Raw genomic sequence first — 14,644 nt, forward strand, 5'->3', positions numbered from 1 at the left:
GAAAAGTAGGTTTAGCCTACAATGCCTAAAATATTATCTTCACGCATGATCAGGTACTCTTGACCTTCGATCTTTTCAACTTTTTCAACATATGAGCCAAATAACACAGTGTCACCGGCTTTAACTTCTAACGCTCTCACGTCACCGTTTTCTAAAACGCGACCATTACCTACGGCTACAACTTCTCCGCGAGTTGATTTTTCAGCTGCAGAGCCAGTTAATACAATACCGCCAGCAGATTTTGTTTCTTCTTCTAGACGTTTAACGATTACGCGATCTTGTAAAGGACGAATGTTCATGTTTTTTAGTTCTCCTAACAGTTTCTGAACAGTACAGAAAAAAGCTTTTCTAATTTGCATTCATTAATGGGGGTGGAGTGTAAAATTCCAAGAGAAAAAACGATAAATTTTTAATCTTTTCTCTCATACTCGCCGTCAATAGTTGTTGGTCGTTCCATTTGCCCTTGCTCTCGTTCAGCATGTTGCTGCCCAGCAAACGGCGATGGCCCTTGTTGCATACCTGCGCTCATTCTAACAGTTGCTTGGCTAGCAAGGCCTGCAGCCAATTTGTTACGAATTGCAGGGGTTAATAATAGTAATCCAAATACGTCTGTCATAATGCCAGGGGTAAGTAATAATACACCTGCAATTACCACGCATATTCCGGTAAATAATTCTTTGGCTGGCATTTGCCCTTGCGCCATTTGCGCCTGTACATTTTGCAGCGCACCCATACCTTGTGTTTTAACCATTTTGGCTCCTAAAATCGCAGTAATAACAACAAGTGCAATTGTTGCAAATCCGCCAATCACGTCGCTTACTTGAATCAGCAAGGCGATTTCGATAATAGGGATGATAATAAACAACACAAATAAAAATCTAAACATAGCGCTCTCTAAATAATGACACTCAAAAGAGTTGATGAAATATAAATGAGGGTGACGAGGTCTCTTTTCAAGGTTAGGGCATAGGTATCGTCATTTTACTGATATTTTAGCGTCTACACATTGTATCGGCTATCAGATACTATGAAGCTAGACACTGTTAAATAAGTATAGGTTCATAATGACTACGCATTTTAAAATGATTTTTACGACCTGCAAAGACGAAGCAGAAGCACGCAGCCTAGCAAGGGCGTTGGTAGAAAAAAAGCTAGCAGCTTGTGTAAATATTTTATCTAACATGGGCTCTGTTTATATGTGGGAAGGCGAAGTGGCAGAAGCAACTGAAGCCAAACTACTTATAAAAACGAAAGCAGACAAAATGAACGATGTGTTTTTAACAATAAAAGAGCTACATAGCTACGAAGTGCCAGAGATTCAGGTTGTAGAAGTCTCAACAGGTAACTTGGCATATTTTAATTGGATGGACGAGGTACTGAATTAATGCGTTTTCTCTTTTTATTGTTGGTTACATTATTAACTGTACCTGTAAAGGCTGCGACTAATAATGTGCTTGGTGATCTACTTGGGCCTCCTCAACACACTTTTTTACCTGTAGACCAAGCGTTTGTATTTGACTTTGACCAGCAAGGAAAAACCTTGTTTGTGGGCTGGGATATAGCGCCAGATTATTATTTATATAAAAAGAAAATAGAAATCATTGCCAAGGGCGCAAACATCCAAGTAGGTGACTCTGGTAGTGGCGAAATTATTGAAGATGAATTTTTTGGTAAAACAGAAGTCTTTTTTAATACCGCGAGTGTTGTTAGCAAGTTAAGTAATATCACTGAGGGAGCGGTTGTTAAAGTTCGCTATCAGGGCTGTGCAAAAGCAGGACTTTGTTATCCGCCTGAAGTTATTAGTATTCCGCTGAGTGTAATTAGTGGCGCGCAGATTAAAAATGTAGATCAAAATAGCGCTACCGATGAAACGGCGTCTGCGACCAATACGTTTGCAGCACTTAATGAGCCAGCTACTGAACCTACTACTGAACCTACTACTGAACCTACTACTGAACCCACAACAAATTCAGATGACACCAAAAAAGAGCTCACCTTTACTGAGCAATTAGCAAGTCAGAGCTTGATAACTAATTTACTCATATTTTTTGTAGTGGGTGTAGGCCTTGCTTTTACGCCGTGCGTATTTCCTATGTTTCCTATTTTATCGAGCTTAATTGCGGGCCAGCAAAACCTTTCAACTAAAAAAGCCTTTGCACTGTCGTTTGTATATATACAAGGTATGGCAGTTACCTATGCAGCGCTTGGTTTAGTTGTTGCGGCACTTGGTGGGCAAGTGCAGGGGTATTTACAGCATCCATTTGTATTAATTAGCTTTAGTTTATTGTTTGTATTATTGGCTATGTCGATGTTTGGCTGGTACGAAATTAAACTGCCAAGCAGTATGATGAGCAAGCTAACTCAAGTAAGTAACAACCAAAAAGGCGGCAACTACGTTGGCGTATTTTTAATGGGTGTACTTTCGGGATTAATAGCATCACCTTGTACTACTGCGCCACTGTCGGCGGCGCTGTTATTTGTAGCGCAAAGTGGTGATTACTTAGTAGGTGGTTTAACACTGTACGTGCTTAGTTTAGGTATGGGATTACCGCTGTTATTACTCGGTACATCTGGCGGTAAATTGCTTCCTAAAGCGGGTGGTTGGATGGAGCAAGTTAAAACCTTGTTTGGTTTTGTGATGCTCGTTGTGCCGCTTATATTACTTGAGCGACTAATCAGCGCCGACATTATATTATTAATGGCAGGTGTGCTTGCACTAGCAACAGCACTGTACTTACATCATTGGCAAAGTAGCCAAACACAAAGCAAGTTAAAAACTGCATTATGGTTTGCTGCAACTCTATTAGTTATTACAGGCTTTACGTTAACTAAAAACTACTTTTGGCCAGTTCAAGTACAAACAGTACAGGTAAGCTCACAAAATAATGAGTTTAAACAGGTTGCTGATTTAGCAGAACTAAAAGAAGCAGTTGCACAAGCAAACGACGAAGGTCGAATGGTTATGGTCGATTTATATGCCGACTGGTGTGTGGCGTGTAAAGAGTTTGAACATTACACCTTTCCTGATGCCAAAGTGCAAAGTGAGTTTAGCCACTATCAACTTATTCAAATTGATTTAACTGAGAGTGATAATAAAACAATTGAGCTAATGGAAGAGTACACGGTGTTTGGTTTACCTAGTATTTTGTTTTTTAATACTCAAGGACAAGAGCTTAGTACGCAGCGCGTAACGGGCTTTTTAAATGCTGAGGACTTTGCTAAACACCTAGCAGTTGTGCGCGCCAGCGCACAATAATAGTGCAATAGTGCCACTTGAATTGACTAAGTGGCACCTTCTTAATTCTTCTTATATTTGTACCCACGACACTGATAAGACCAGTATTTTGCTGCTATTTACGTCGAAATCACTATAATAGTTGGTTAACGTGAGAAATTGTTGCTACATTGCTTTTTCTGCTTACTTAAAAGTGAAAAACTAGTTAGTAACCGCTTAACTCATTACTTATAGGATATATCGCGTATTATGGCTGCAAAATTTAACCTTTTAGTTATAAATGGTCCAAATTTAAACATGCTTGGTAAACGTGAACCGGATAAATACGGTTTTCAGACGCTGAGTGAGATTATGGAGGAGCTAACCAGTGCTGCTAATAGTCTAGATGTTGAGTTAACGCATTTTCAAAGTAATAGTGAGCAAGCCCTCATTGAACGAATACACAGTGCTTGGCAAGCGGTTGATTACATAATAATTAACCCTGCTGCATTTACGCATACAAGCGTTGCATTACGTGATGCATTGCTAAGTGTTGATATTCCGTTTTTTGAAGTGCATTTAAGTAATGTGCACGCACGTGAAGCTTTTCGCCATCATTCGTATTTTTCTGATGTGGCACAAGGCGTGATATGTGGATTAGGCGCAATGGGTTATCACGCAGCATTGAATGCCGCTGTGAGCCGGTTGCAAAGCGCAATTTAATTTAAATTAACACACAAACAACTAACAGGCGGGTCGTGTAATGGATATTCGCAAGATAAAGAAGCTTATCGAATTAGTAGAAGAATCAGGTATTGCTGAGCTAGAAATCACTGAAGGTGAAGAATCAGTACGTATTAACCGCAACAACATGAGTGCAGGCCCAGGTTACCCGCAATTTGCTCCACAGCAATATGCACCAGCGCCAGCAGCACCAGTTGCAGCGGCTCCTGTAGCAGTTGAAGCGGCAGCACCAGCAGAACCTACTGGTCATCAAGTTAAATCACCAATGGTTGGTTCTTTTTACTCTGCGGCTTCTCCAGAAGCGCCAGCATATGTAGAAGTTGGTCAGCAAGTTAAAGTTGGCGATACACTTTGTATTATCGAAGCTATGAAAATGATGAACCAAATTGAATCAGATAAAGCCGGTACAGTAAGAGCTATCTTAGCTGAAAATGGCGAGCCAATAGAATTTGATCAACCTCTATTCATCATTGAATAATAGCGTAACCTAAAAGGCCAACTCTAATGTTAGATAAAGTAGTCATTGCAAACCGAGGTGAAATTGCACTTCGTATATTGCGCGCCTGCAAAGAGCTTGGGATCAAAACGGTTGCTGTGCATTCAACGGCAGATCGCGATCTTAAGCATGTATTGCTTGCAGATGAAACCATCTGTATTGGTAGACCATCAGCAACTGAAAGTTATTTAGATATTCCGCGCATTATTGCTGCGGCTGAAATAACTGACGCTGTAGCGATTCATCCTGGTTACGGTTTCCTTGCAGAAAATGCTGATTTTGCCGACCAAGTTGAGCAAAGTGGTTTTGTATTTATCGGTCCTCGTGGCGACACTATTCGCCTTATGGGTGATAAAGTGTCTGCTATTGCAGCAATGCGTAAAGCAGGCGTTCCATGTGTACCAGGCTCAGACGGCCCGGTATCAGATGATAAAGAACGCAACATGCAAATCGCTAAGCGTATCGGTTACCCGGTAATCATCAAAGCCGCTGGTGGCGGTGGTGGTCGTGGTATGCGTGTTGTTCGCAGCGAATCTGAACTTATTGATTCAATTGCATTAACACAGCAAGAAGCTAAGCAATTCTTTGGTAATAGCATGGTTTATATGGAAAAATTCCTTGAAAACCCACGCCATATCGAAGTTCAAGTATTAGCAGACGGCCAAGGTAATGCAGTACATTTAGGTGAACGTGATTGTTCTATGCAACGTCGTCACCAAAAAGTAGTTGAAGAAGCGCCAGCACCAGGAATTACTGCTGAAACGCGTAAATTCATTGGCGAGCGCTGTACACGTGCATGTATCGAAATTGGATACCGCGGTGCGGGTACGTTTGAGTTTTTATACGAAAACGGCGAGTTTTACTTCATCGAAATGAATACACGTATTCAGGTTGAACACCCTGTAACCGAAATGGTTACTGGTATCGATTTAGTAAAAGAGCAATTAAAAATTGCAGCGGGTCAGCCTTTATCATTCACTCAAGACGACGTTGTTATTCGTGGTCATGCTATTGAGTGTCGTATTAATGCTGAGGATCCTGAAACGTTTATTCCTTCACCGGGTAAAATTACACGTTTCCATCCTGCTGGTGGTTTAGGTATTCGTTGGGACAGCCATATTTACGCTGACTACACGGTTCCACCACATTACGATTCAATGATTGGTAAGTTAATTACTTACGGTGAAAACCGTGACGTAGCTATTGCTCGCGCGCGCAATGCACTTAACGAGCTGGTAATTGACGGAATTAAAACTAATACTCCTTTGCATAAGAGAATTCTTGCAGATGAAAACTTCAAAAATGGTGGTACTAACATCCACTATCTTGAGAAGAAATTAGGATTATAATTCGAGCCTAAAAAGGTGTTTTATCTCAGTTAATAACCAGAGTTATTAATCTGATTTAAATAATTAAAAATCCGATATCAGGTGACTGATATCGGATTTTTTAATGCCTGAAATACCAATCCGCAATAATACTTAATCATTTTTAGGGGCTAAACGTGTCGCTACCTGCGTTAAAAAATTCTCATTTAGAACAACTGAATAGCGAATTTTTTGCCTAGCTATCAACACGTTTTTTCATCCTCAAAATAGATCACTTAATTAAGCGAATTGGTATAATTTAAGCCTTATAGGTAATAAAAAAGTCCATCGAATGTACTGCAAAGAGTAAACTTGATGGACTTAATATTTATAAAATATGCTTAGCTAAAGTTGCATTAAACTAATTTAGATTCAATTAACTGTAGTGCTTCTTCTAAAATTGTTTCTACTGCTTTTTTTGCGCGTTCAGGGTCGCGTGACTTTATGGTTTCTAAAATATCAGCATGTTTAGCCACGTCTGCGCCCGGTACACCTTTAATGTGGTTTGTGTAGCGAATACTTACTCTAAGCGCAGTACTAATAAACTCAGTTAACTGTACAAAAAAGCGATTATTACTGGCCACTAATATGCTGGTATGAAAAGCAATGTCAGCTTCTAGTGGGTCGTCTAAGCCTTCGTCAGCTTCAGCCATACGAGCTAAGGCGTTATCAATTTCAGCTAGCTGTTCAGCAGTGGCATTTACTGCTGCAAGCGCGGCTGCTTGTGGCTCAAGCGCGACACGTACTTGAGTAAACTCTTTTAATAATGATAAAGATGGCTTACTGCTTAAAATCCAACGCAGTACGTCGGTGTCAAACATATTCCAGCTACTTTCTGGTAGTACGCGAATACCTTGCTTAGGACGAGATGAAATAAGTCCTTTAGCAGAGAGCATTTTTACCGCTTCGCGAGTAGCACTGCGACTCACATCGTACTTTATACATAAATCGGCTTCAGAAGGCAGGCCTTCGCTTACAGGGTAAACACCACGCACAATAGCAAAGCCCAAATCGTGGGTTAATTGTTGTGTTAAATTTTGACGAGGTTGGCTTTTCATTGCGCAGGATTCCGAGTTGATATATTGCTTTATTATATATCATATATCATATTAATGTACTTAAGGATATGATATAAAGTTTTAATTGGCTAATTATTTTAGCACAGCGTTTTGGTTCTTTATAACGTCTATTGGCGTTTTTAATAAGCAAAACACTATTGTAAGTTGTTGTTTGGAGAGTTTAATTTGGACACCCTAGCTCAATATCATAGTATTTCTGGCAAAGTTGTTTTTATTACCGGTGGTGCATCAGGCATTGGCAGAGCAATGGTTAAATCCTTTGTAAACCAAAATGCAAAAGTAGCGTTTATTGATATTGATGATAAGGCTGCACAGTCGCTTATTAGCGAATTACCCGATGCCAAATTATGGTACAGACAAGTGGACGTTACTGACTCGCATGCACTTCAGCAATCACTTGTAGATGCATGCGCCGCTTTTGGTGCAATAAATATATTAATTAATAATGTAGCGAACGACCGCCGGCAAGCAAGCGAAGACGTTACAGTGCAAGACTGGGATCAGTGCTTACAAATAAACTTAAACCCTGCTTTTTTTGCTTCTCAAGTTGCTATGTCTTTTATGAAAGATGATAAGGCGGGCAGTATCATTAACTTTAGCTCTATTAACGCGATTATGGGCCAGCCACAAATGGCCGGTTATGTAACAGCAAAAGCAGGGTTGATTGGTATGACTAAGGCATTGGCTCGCGATTATGGAGAGTTTGGTATTCGCGTTAACGCTATTTTACCAGGGTGGGTTGCCACCGACCGTCAACTAGCAAGTTGGTTTACCGAAGAAGAGCAAGTTAAGTGGATGGAAGCCATGGCGCTTAAAAAATTAGTAACACCTGAAGATGTTGCTAATTTGGCACTCTTTTTAGCCGCCGATGAAAGCAGTATGATCACCGGGCAGAGTATTAAAATCGACGGTGGGAGGCTTTAAAGCTTGGCTAATTCATCTCTTTTTATTGCTGTTGACTGGGGCACGAGCCATTTACGTGCTTATTTGTGCGAAGTACAAGCGCAATCAACACTTAAATTATTAGCACAACGTGATGGCCCTGGCGTTGTTAAGGCGAATCAAAATTTTGAGCAAACCCTAATCGACACCATTGCAGTGTGGAAGCAAGAATATGGCAGTTTACCTATATATATTGCAGGGCAAATTACCTCAAGCATCGGCTGGCACAAAACCCCTTATTTAGAATGCCCAATTAATCCCGAAGAGCTCCTTAATGCGGCTATTAGCTTTGATTGCGATGGACATATTATTAAAGCGTTACCTGGCACAAAGTGTACGCTGCAAAACGGCTTGTTTGATGTAATGCGCGGCGAAGAGCTGCAAATTTTAGGGTTTTTAAAACAAAATCCACAGTATCAACAAGGTAAAATATTATTATGTTTGCCTGGTACACATACTAAATGGGTACTTATAAACAACGGCGAAATTATTTGCTTTAAAACAGCCATGACCGGCGAGTTATATGATTTGTTATGTCACCAAAGTGTTTTAATTCCTAACGACTGTGCAGAAGGTGAGTTTGACTTTAAAGCATTTGAGCAAGGCTGTGAGCTAACTTTAGGTAGTGATAGCGGTAACTTGGCACATGGTATTTTTAGTGTGCGTACACGCCAGCTTTCAAAGGAGTTAACGCCAGTACAAGCTAAAGCCTATTTGTCGGGTGTATTAATTGGCAGTGATGTACGAGCAGCTCGCCATGCAAGCGAGTGGCAATTATTAAGTGATACACAAGTTGTGGTGATTGGCACAAAGCAGCTTAATAAGTGTTTTACCACAGCGCTTAAACAAATTGGTGTTAAGTGTGTTGAGTTTGATATTAAAACAGCCACGCTTAGCGGTTTTAATTATTTATTTAATTTAGAGTCAAAAAAATAAACCCCTCTATAACGGTTAAATTATAAAGGGGTTACGGGAAATCATTATAGCTGCAGTTAAAAGCAGCTATATAATTTAGTTAAGCGCTTTTAGCTGCTTGGTTATGCTCAATGTAATCATTGAGCGCAGCAACTTGTGCCTCATTAAAACGTAGTCCTAATTTGCTGCGGCGCCATAAAATATTGTATGCGTTTTCTGCCCACTCTTCATTTAGCAAGTAATCTACTTCTGCTGCAAATAAACCATGGCCAAAATCTTGGCCTAAATCACTCAACCCAGTTGCATTACCTAATATATTTTTAGCACGAGTACCATAAGTGCGTACAAAGCGTTTAAGTGTTATTTCAGGTAGCCATTCGTATTTTGCTTTTAGCTCTGATTTAAGTGCTTCTACAGAGCTAAAATCACCACCAGGGAGCGAGCTATGCTTGGTCCACGCTTTGCTCATTTGTGGGTAAAAGTCTTCAAGCTTATTAACCGCAGCTTCGGCAAGTTTGCGATAAGTTGTAATTTTTCCACCAAACACACTCAGTAGAGGTGTTTGCTTAGCATCACTCGAAAGCTCTAATTTATAATCGCGAGTAACGGCTTGTGCATTAACTGATTCGTCATCAAGTAATGGGCGTACGCCTGAAAAGGTATGTACTATGTCTTCGCGTTTAATCGGTTGTTTAAAGTAGGTATTAGTAATATCAATTAAGTAATCAATTTCTTCATCACTAATTTTAACGTCTTGTGCTTCACCTTTGTGTTCTACATCGGTTGTGCCAATAAGTGAGAAGTCATCTTCAAACGGAATAACAAACACAATACGCTGATCTTTATTTTGTAAAATATAAGCTTGTTTCTCATCGTGAATGCGAGGCACTACAATGTGGCTACCTTTTACAAGGCGAATATTTTGTGGTGATTTTTCTGTTAGGGCTTCATCAAATAATTTAGCTACCCAAGGACCCGCAGCATTAACAATGCCTTTGGCAGAAATGGTGTATTTAGCTTTGCTCTTTTGCTGCTCAAGCGTTACCTGCCATTTACCTTGCTCACGTTTAGCATTTACACACTTAGTTTGTGTGGTAATAACGGCGCCTTTTTCCTGCGCTGCAAGGGCGTTTAAAACGACTAAGCGAGAATCGTCAACCCAGCCATCAGAGTATTCAAACCCTTTGGTAATAGAGGGTTCTAAAACACTATTTTCGCCAAATTTAATGCTTCGAGAACCCGCTAGTGTTTCGCGTTTCGCTAGGTTGTCATACATAAACAAACCAATGCGAATCATCCACGCAGGGCGTAAATGCTTTTGATGCGGCAATCTAAAGGTTAGCGGCCACATAATATGAGGTGCGTTTTTAAGTAGCACTTCTCGCTCTGCTAGGGCTTCTTTTACTAATCTAAATTCGTAATGCTCAAGGTAGCGCAGACCACCGTGGATCAGCTTAGAACTGTTTGAAGATGTTGCACAGGCAAGGTCTGATTGTTCGCACAAGAGTACTTTTAATCCTCTGCCTGCTGCATCAGCTGCTATTCCAGTGCCGTTTACACCGCCACCGATGACTAGTAAGTCATATTCGTTATCTGCTAATTCCACCGAGCTAACCTTTTTATTTGTAATATAAATAAGACATAAGCATCATAAAGCTGCTGTTTTCATTTGACAATAGAAAACCCAGATTTTTATTCGTTAATTTTGACGCCAATCCATTTTCAATTTAAAGCAGTAAAGCATGCTTTTTAAATCTAGCATTTAGCTAAGTTAAAAAAGCAAAGTGGTTAAAGTATTAGCCTTAACCACTTAGTATTTACTATGGGCAGTTTTTATTCGTTAAGCATACTTGAGCTACGCAGTGCTGCCATTTTGCGTATAGATCGTTACGCTCGTCGGCACTCATGGTTGGCTCAAAGCGACGGTCGCATGTCCACATTTTAGATAACTGCTCAGTCGACTCGTACACACCTGTTTGTAAGCCAGCTAAATATGCTACGCCTAAAGAAGTGGTTTCGGTCACAGTTGGGCGCTCAACTGTTGCGCCTAAAATGTTTGATAAAAAGGTCATAACCCAATTATTTTTTACCATACCGCCATCTACACGAAGCACACTTGGGCGAAGACCATCACGCTCCATCGCTTTTTGTAAATCTTTGGTCTGGTAACCAACTGATTGCAGCGCTGCGGCAACTATGGTGCTAATACCCGAATCGCGTGTTAGCCCTAAAATAGCGCCACGTGCATTAGGGTCCCAATAAGGAGCACCTAAACCCGTAAACGAAGGCACTAAAAATACACCATGATCGAGCGGTACATCTTTAACCATCGATTCACTTTCGCCAGCATGGCTAAGTAGTTTTAAGCCTTCAACAATCCACTGCATAGTTGCGCCAGCCATAAATATACTGCCTTCAATGGCGTAAGTTGGCTTGCCGTTTAATCTATAAGCAACAGTGGTCAGTAAGCGGTTTTCTGAGGTCAGTGCTTTTTCGCCAGTGTTAAGCATTAAAAAACAGCCAGTACCGTAAGTACTTTTAGCCATGCCTTGTTCAAAACATGCGTGGCCAACAAGCGCAGCTTGTTGATCGCCTGCAATACCACATACGCGAATTGGCGCGCCAAAAATATCAGCGCTGGTTGAACCAAACTCGTCAGCTGAATCCATTACCTCTGGCAGCATAGATTCTGGGATATCGAATAACTCTAAAAGCTCTTGATCCCACTGCTGGGTATGAATATTAAATAACATGGTGCGCGATGCATTGGTTGCATCGGTGCGGTGCTCTTTGCCGCCTGTTAGCTGCCAAAGTAGGTAAGTGTCAACCGTACCGAAGGCGAGCTCACCTGCAAGGGCTTGTTCGCGTGCGCCTTCAACGTTATCTAAAATCCAACGAATTTTAGTGGCCGAAAAATAAGGGTCGAGCAATAAGCCTGTTTTTTCGCTTATCGTTTGGCAAAGCTCATCAGTTGTTAGGCTTTCGCAATAGTCACTTGTGCGACGGTCTTGCCATACAATAGCGTTATAAATTGTTTTGCCTGTTTTTTTGTTCCACACTAAAGTGGTTTCGCGCTGGTTGGTGATACCAATGGCAATAATTTCTTCAGGCTTTACATCGTTTTTAGTTAACACTTCGCGACTAGTGCTAAGCACTGTTTGCCAAATATCGTTAGGGTCGTGTTCTACCCAACCATTTTGTGGAAAATGCTGCGAAAATTCTTGTTGTGCTGTACCAAAAACGTCTGCATCTTTTGTAAACAAGATGGCCCGAGAGCTTGTGGTTCCTTGATCAATTGAGAGTATGTATTTGGACATGATATTTGTGTTATTTATCTTATCTTATATATGACTAGATTGCCTTTAACCGAAGTTAATGGCAATGGTTTTTTCTTAAAATAGCAGATTAAAAAATAAACACGCTAATATTTTCTGGTAACTCTTTTATATAAAAGGCGTTTTATTTTTGCATTATTTTAAGGGCGTATGCGGCTATTGATTAAAACAGCCGCTTAAAGTTTATTATTACTTGGTGTGAGGTTTAGCTTGTTGCCAATCCATACCGGTAGAAAAGCGATTATCAAACCCGCGCCACTGTGGCAGCGGTTTACCATCAACAACAGCTTGGTCGCCGTTTTGTGGTAAATCTAAGTATTTACACTCGCTGGCTATGCCTTTTACGTGGCAATCCATCATGGCAAGTACAAAGTGTTTGTTGATTTCGTTTAGTGTACGCATAGACCACGAAGGCTCGTAGTAATGGCCTATATCTAGCTCACTGCTGCTTTGTGCAATAGCAGGGGCTGGGTGTGGTGCTATATTATGGCGTGCATTTTTGTAAGTAAGCATGTACTTATCTTTGCTGCCTGTTTGGTTATAAAGGTTTTTAATACCTTCATAGCCAGAAATGTCATCTAAGTTACCGGCTACATAAAGCGAAGGTACTTTAATATTTTCCATTGCTTTGGCATCAAATATAGCGTGCTGTCCGCCCCATGGTGCAAAGGCCACCATCGCTTTTATACGTGGGTCTACTTTTGGGTTTTGATATTGCCCACCAGCGCAGCTGTTTAGTAATTGCTGTACTTTTTCAATTTGAACAGGGTCTTTCATACCCGTAAACATAGCCGTAGTTTGCTCATTAAAAGCGTAACAACCACCTATCGTATTTACAGCGCCATAGCCACCCATTGAGTAACCAATTACGCCTGCGCTTTTGTTGTCTACTTGCTTGCTTGCAAAGTTGTTTTGCTCATTAAAGTAATTAATAACAAACTGCTGATCGCGTGAGCGATTTACAAGCGTGCTAAAAAAGCCAGAGAATGGCGCGTTTTTAAAATCAACATCGGCATTGGTTGAGTCAGTATGATCAATAGCTACCACAATGTAACCGTGCGACGCTAAATGCTCGCCAAGGTAGTACATAATTGTACGGTAACCGGTATAACCGTGCGAAAGCACTATCACAGGGTAGTGTTCTTTATTATTAATGGCGACATCACGCATTGCATCGGCTTGCAAAGTAAACTCTTTACCTGAGCGAGTTTCATCTTTGTAGCTGGTAAGTGGCGCTTTTGCCGTATTTGCAGCCGGATACCACACTTCTACTTTTAAAGGACGATCTTTTTGGCCTTGTGTAGCGGGGTCAAATTGCGCAGGGTTAACTAAATCAAGTGTTTGCACACCTACATTGTAGCTACCTTTAGCTGCAAGCTCTGGCAGTACTTCGCTAGTGATTGGCGGATATAGCTGTTCTGGTTTATTAGATTCAGCAACAGCTACACTGGCAGATAAACTGCACGTAGCAAGTAATATGGCTTTTGAAAGCGCCTTGAGTGTGTGTGTCATTGTGTGTCCTTGTTGTGTATTTTTATTTTTTAATTAGTCAGTTCAGCCGACTCGACGGCATTGCTATATTGCAACTGCCATTGTGCTCGTAAGGTATCCATTATGTTCATAACTCGTAAGCTAGTACCGAGGGGCAACACGCTGCTTTGGGTTTGTTTTTGTAATATACACTGCGTGACATGTGCAATTTCAAACTTAAAATTTTCATCGTCGCTAAAGTCGTATTCAAAGTATTGCGGGTCTTGGTCGTTTATGTGTAGCTCTAGCGTTTTTGCACCTACAAACTGAGGTATTCGAATATAGCCAAGCTCACCATTAATACATGCTTCTGTTGGGCCATTTTGCTGCAGTGCGCTAGCAAGAGATGCAAATTGCCCGTTACCGTAATCAACTATAGCAGTGCTTCGCTCATCAACGCCGGTTGTGCTTTTATGTACAAAGGATTTGATATGTTCAGGGGCTTTATTAAATACCAGATCAGCAATCGAAATAGGATAAATACCTAAATCGAGCAGGGCGCCACCGGCTTTTACAGGGTTCATTAATCGGTGAGTGTCGGCAAAGCTGCCAGGTAAACTAAAGTTGGCATTAACACTGTGCACATTACCAATAACACCTTCACTTAGGAGCTGTTGTAATTTTACTATGGCTGGTAAAAACCGCATCCAAACGCCTTCCATTAAAAAGCAGTTTTGTTGTTTTGCAAGCTCAGTGAGGTTTTGCAATTGCTTAGCATTAACGGTAATTGGTTTTTCGCTTAGCACGTGCTTATTGTGTGTTAAGCATTGGGCTATTGTTTTAAAGTGTTGATCGTGCGTATTGGCAATATAAATAGCGTCAATGTTTGGGCATTGAATAAGTGCTTGATAGCTCTCGTAGCCTTGAATATTGTACGGTGTGGCAAATTCTTTAGCGCGCTGCATACTCGTTGAAGCCGCGCCAATAAGCTGTGCATCACTACAATGCGCAATGCTTTTAGCAAAGGTGTGAGCTATATTGCCACACCCAATAATTCCCCAATTAACCTTTGCCATGCTTAT

Annotated in this window: 14 protein-coding genes; 7 read left to right on the forward strand and 7 right to left on the reverse strand. The window is 40.8% G+C overall.

The genetic code is table 11. The features are described from left to right. Positions 1-11: 11 nt before the first annotated feature. Positions 12-299, reverse strand: a complete 288-nt coding sequence (locus tag I6F45_RS13090; protein WP_007580032.1) for a co-chaperone GroES — start codon at positions 297-299, stop codon at positions 12-14. A gap of 110 nt (positions 300-409) precedes the next feature. Then, positions 410-886: an FxsA family protein gene (locus I6F45_RS13095; RefSeq protein WP_007580034.1), complete on the reverse strand. Its 477-nt coding sequence runs from the start codon at positions 884-886 to the stop codon at positions 410-412. A 178-nt stretch (positions 887-1,064) separates the two neighbouring features. Here I6F45_RS13095 and cutA point away from each other — a divergent pair, with 178 nt between their 5' ends. The 5 genes from cutA (at position 1,065) to accC (ending at position 5,803) form a co-directional block, all read left to right on the forward strand. Beyond that, positions 1,065-1,385 (forward strand): divalent-cation tolerance protein CutA, encoded by a 321-nt coding sequence (cutA, locus tag I6F45_RS13100; protein WP_165728305.1) that lies wholly within the window; start codon positions 1,065-1,067, stop codon positions 1,383-1,385. Continuing rightward, positions 1,385-3,256, forward strand: a complete 1,872-nt coding sequence (locus tag I6F45_RS13105) for a protein-disulfide reductase DsbD (RefSeq protein WP_197160745.1) — start codon at positions 1,385-1,387, stop codon at positions 3,254-3,256. The genes cutA and I6F45_RS13105 overlap by 1 nt, the downstream gene beginning before the upstream one ends. Positions 3,257-3,484: 228 nt before the next feature. Continuing rightward, the gene (aroQ, locus tag I6F45_RS13110) at positions 3,485-3,937 is read left to right on the forward strand and encodes a type II 3-dehydroquinate dehydratase (protein ID WP_197160746.1); all 453 of its coding nucleotides are present in this window, start codon (positions 3,485-3,487) and stop codon (positions 3,935-3,937) included. 40 nt (positions 3,938-3,977) lie between these two features. Next, positions 3,978-4,436 (forward strand): acetyl-CoA carboxylase biotin carboxyl carrier protein, encoded by a 459-nt coding sequence (gene accB, locus I6F45_RS13115; RefSeq protein WP_007580042.1) that lies wholly within the window; start codon positions 3,978-3,980, stop codon positions 4,434-4,436. Between the two features lie 26 nt (positions 4,437-4,462). After that, entirely contained in the window at positions 4,463-5,803 is a 1,341-nt protein-coding gene (gene accC / locus I6F45_RS13120) for an acetyl-CoA carboxylase biotin carboxylase subunit (protein ID WP_165728302.1), read from the forward strand. Positions 5,804-6,177: 374 nt separating this feature from the next. On the opposite strand, the gene I6F45_RS13125 is transcribed toward accC, so the two are convergent. After that, the gene (locus I6F45_RS13125) at positions 6,178-6,879 is read right to left on the reverse strand and encodes a FadR/GntR family transcriptional regulator (protein WP_165728301.1); all 702 of its coding nucleotides are present in this window, start codon (positions 6,877-6,879) and stop codon (positions 6,178-6,180) included. 186 nt (positions 6,880-7,065) lie between these two features. On the opposite strand from I6F45_RS13125, the gene I6F45_RS13130 reads away from it, so the two are divergent. After that, positions 7,066-7,824 (forward strand): SDR family NAD(P)-dependent oxidoreductase, encoded by a 759-nt coding sequence (locus tag I6F45_RS13130; protein WP_165728300.1) that lies wholly within the window; start codon positions 7,066-7,068, stop codon positions 7,822-7,824. 3 nt (positions 7,825-7,827) lie between these two features. Then, positions 7,828-8,778 (forward strand): 2-dehydro-3-deoxygalactonokinase, encoded by a 951-nt coding sequence (locus I6F45_RS13135; protein ID WP_197160748.1) that lies wholly within the window; start codon positions 7,828-7,830, stop codon positions 8,776-8,778. A gap of 79 nt (positions 8,779-8,857) precedes the next feature. On the opposite strand, the gene glpD is transcribed toward I6F45_RS13135, so the two are convergent. The 4 genes from glpD to I6F45_RS13155 all read right to left on the reverse strand — a co-directional run bounded on the left by glpD (position 8,858) and on the right by I6F45_RS13155 (position 14,638). Further along, positions 8,858-10,363 carry a glycerol-3-phosphate dehydrogenase gene (gene glpD, locus I6F45_RS13140; protein ID WP_197160750.1) on the reverse strand — a complete coding sequence of 502 codons (1,506 nt, stop codon included), beginning with the start codon at positions 10,361-10,363 and terminating at the stop codon, positions 8,858-8,860. A 214-nt stretch (positions 10,364-10,577) separates the two neighbouring features. Beyond that, positions 10,578-12,074 (reverse strand): glycerol kinase GlpK, encoded by a 1,497-nt coding sequence (gene glpK, locus I6F45_RS13145; RefSeq protein ID WP_032826852.1) that lies wholly within the window; start codon positions 12,072-12,074, stop codon positions 10,578-10,580. Positions 12,075-12,281: 207 nt separating this feature from the next. Beyond that, entirely contained in the window at positions 12,282-13,604 is a 1,323-nt protein-coding gene (locus I6F45_RS13150) for an alpha/beta hydrolase family protein (RefSeq protein WP_165728297.1), read from the reverse strand. A 29-nt stretch (positions 13,605-13,633) separates the two neighbouring features. Next, entirely contained in the window at positions 13,634-14,638 is a 1,005-nt protein-coding gene (locus I6F45_RS13155; protein WP_165740573.1) for a Gfo/Idh/MocA family protein, read from the reverse strand. Positions 14,639-14,644 lie beyond the last annotated feature (6 nt).

The sequence above is a fragment of the Pseudoalteromonas sp. SWYJZ19 genome (assembly GCF_015864375.1).
Taxonomy (GTDB): domain Bacteria; phylum Pseudomonadota; class Gammaproteobacteria; order Enterobacterales; family Alteromonadaceae; genus Pseudoalteromonas; species Pseudoalteromonas arctica.

Bases quoted from the DNA above. Each gene is read 5' to 3' on its own strand.
- I6F45_RS13090 (WP_007580032.1), bottom strand. From the start codon at position 299: ATGAACATTCGTCCTTTACAAGATCGCGTAATCGTTAAACGTCTAGAA.
- I6F45_RS13095 (WP_007580034.1), bottom strand. From the start codon at position 886: ATGTTTAGATTTTTATTTGTGTTGTTTATTATCATCCCTATTATCGAA.
- cutA (WP_165728305.1), top strand. From the start codon at position 1,065: ATGACTACGCATTTTAAAATGATTTTTACGACCTGCAAAGACGAAGCA.
- I6F45_RS13105 (WP_197160745.1), top strand. From the start codon at position 1,385: ATGCGTTTTCTCTTTTTATTGTTGGTTACATTATTAACTGTACCTGTA.
- aroQ (WP_197160746.1), top strand. From the start codon at position 3,485: ATGGCTGCAAAATTTAACCTTTTAGTTATAAATGGTCCAAATTTAAAC.
- accB (WP_007580042.1), top strand. From the start codon at position 3,978: ATGGATATTCGCAAGATAAAGAAGCTTATCGAATTAGTAGAAGAATCA.
- accC (WP_165728302.1), top strand. From the start codon at position 4,463: ATGTTAGATAAAGTAGTCATTGCAAACCGAGGTGAAATTGCACTTCGT.
- I6F45_RS13125 (WP_165728301.1), bottom strand. From the start codon at position 6,879: ATGAAAAGCCAACCTCGTCAAAATTTAACACAACAATTAACCCACGAT.
- glpK (WP_032826852.1), bottom strand. From the start codon at position 12,074: ATGTCCAAATACATACTCTCAATTGATCAAGGAACCACAAGCTCTCGG.
- I6F45_RS13150 (WP_165728297.1), bottom strand. From the start codon at position 13,604: ATGACACACACACTCAAGGCGCTTTCAAAAGCCATATTACTTGCTACG.
- I6F45_RS13155 (WP_165740573.1), bottom strand. From the start codon at position 14,638: ATGGCAAAGGTTAATTGGGGAATTATTGGGTGTGGCAATATAGCTCAC.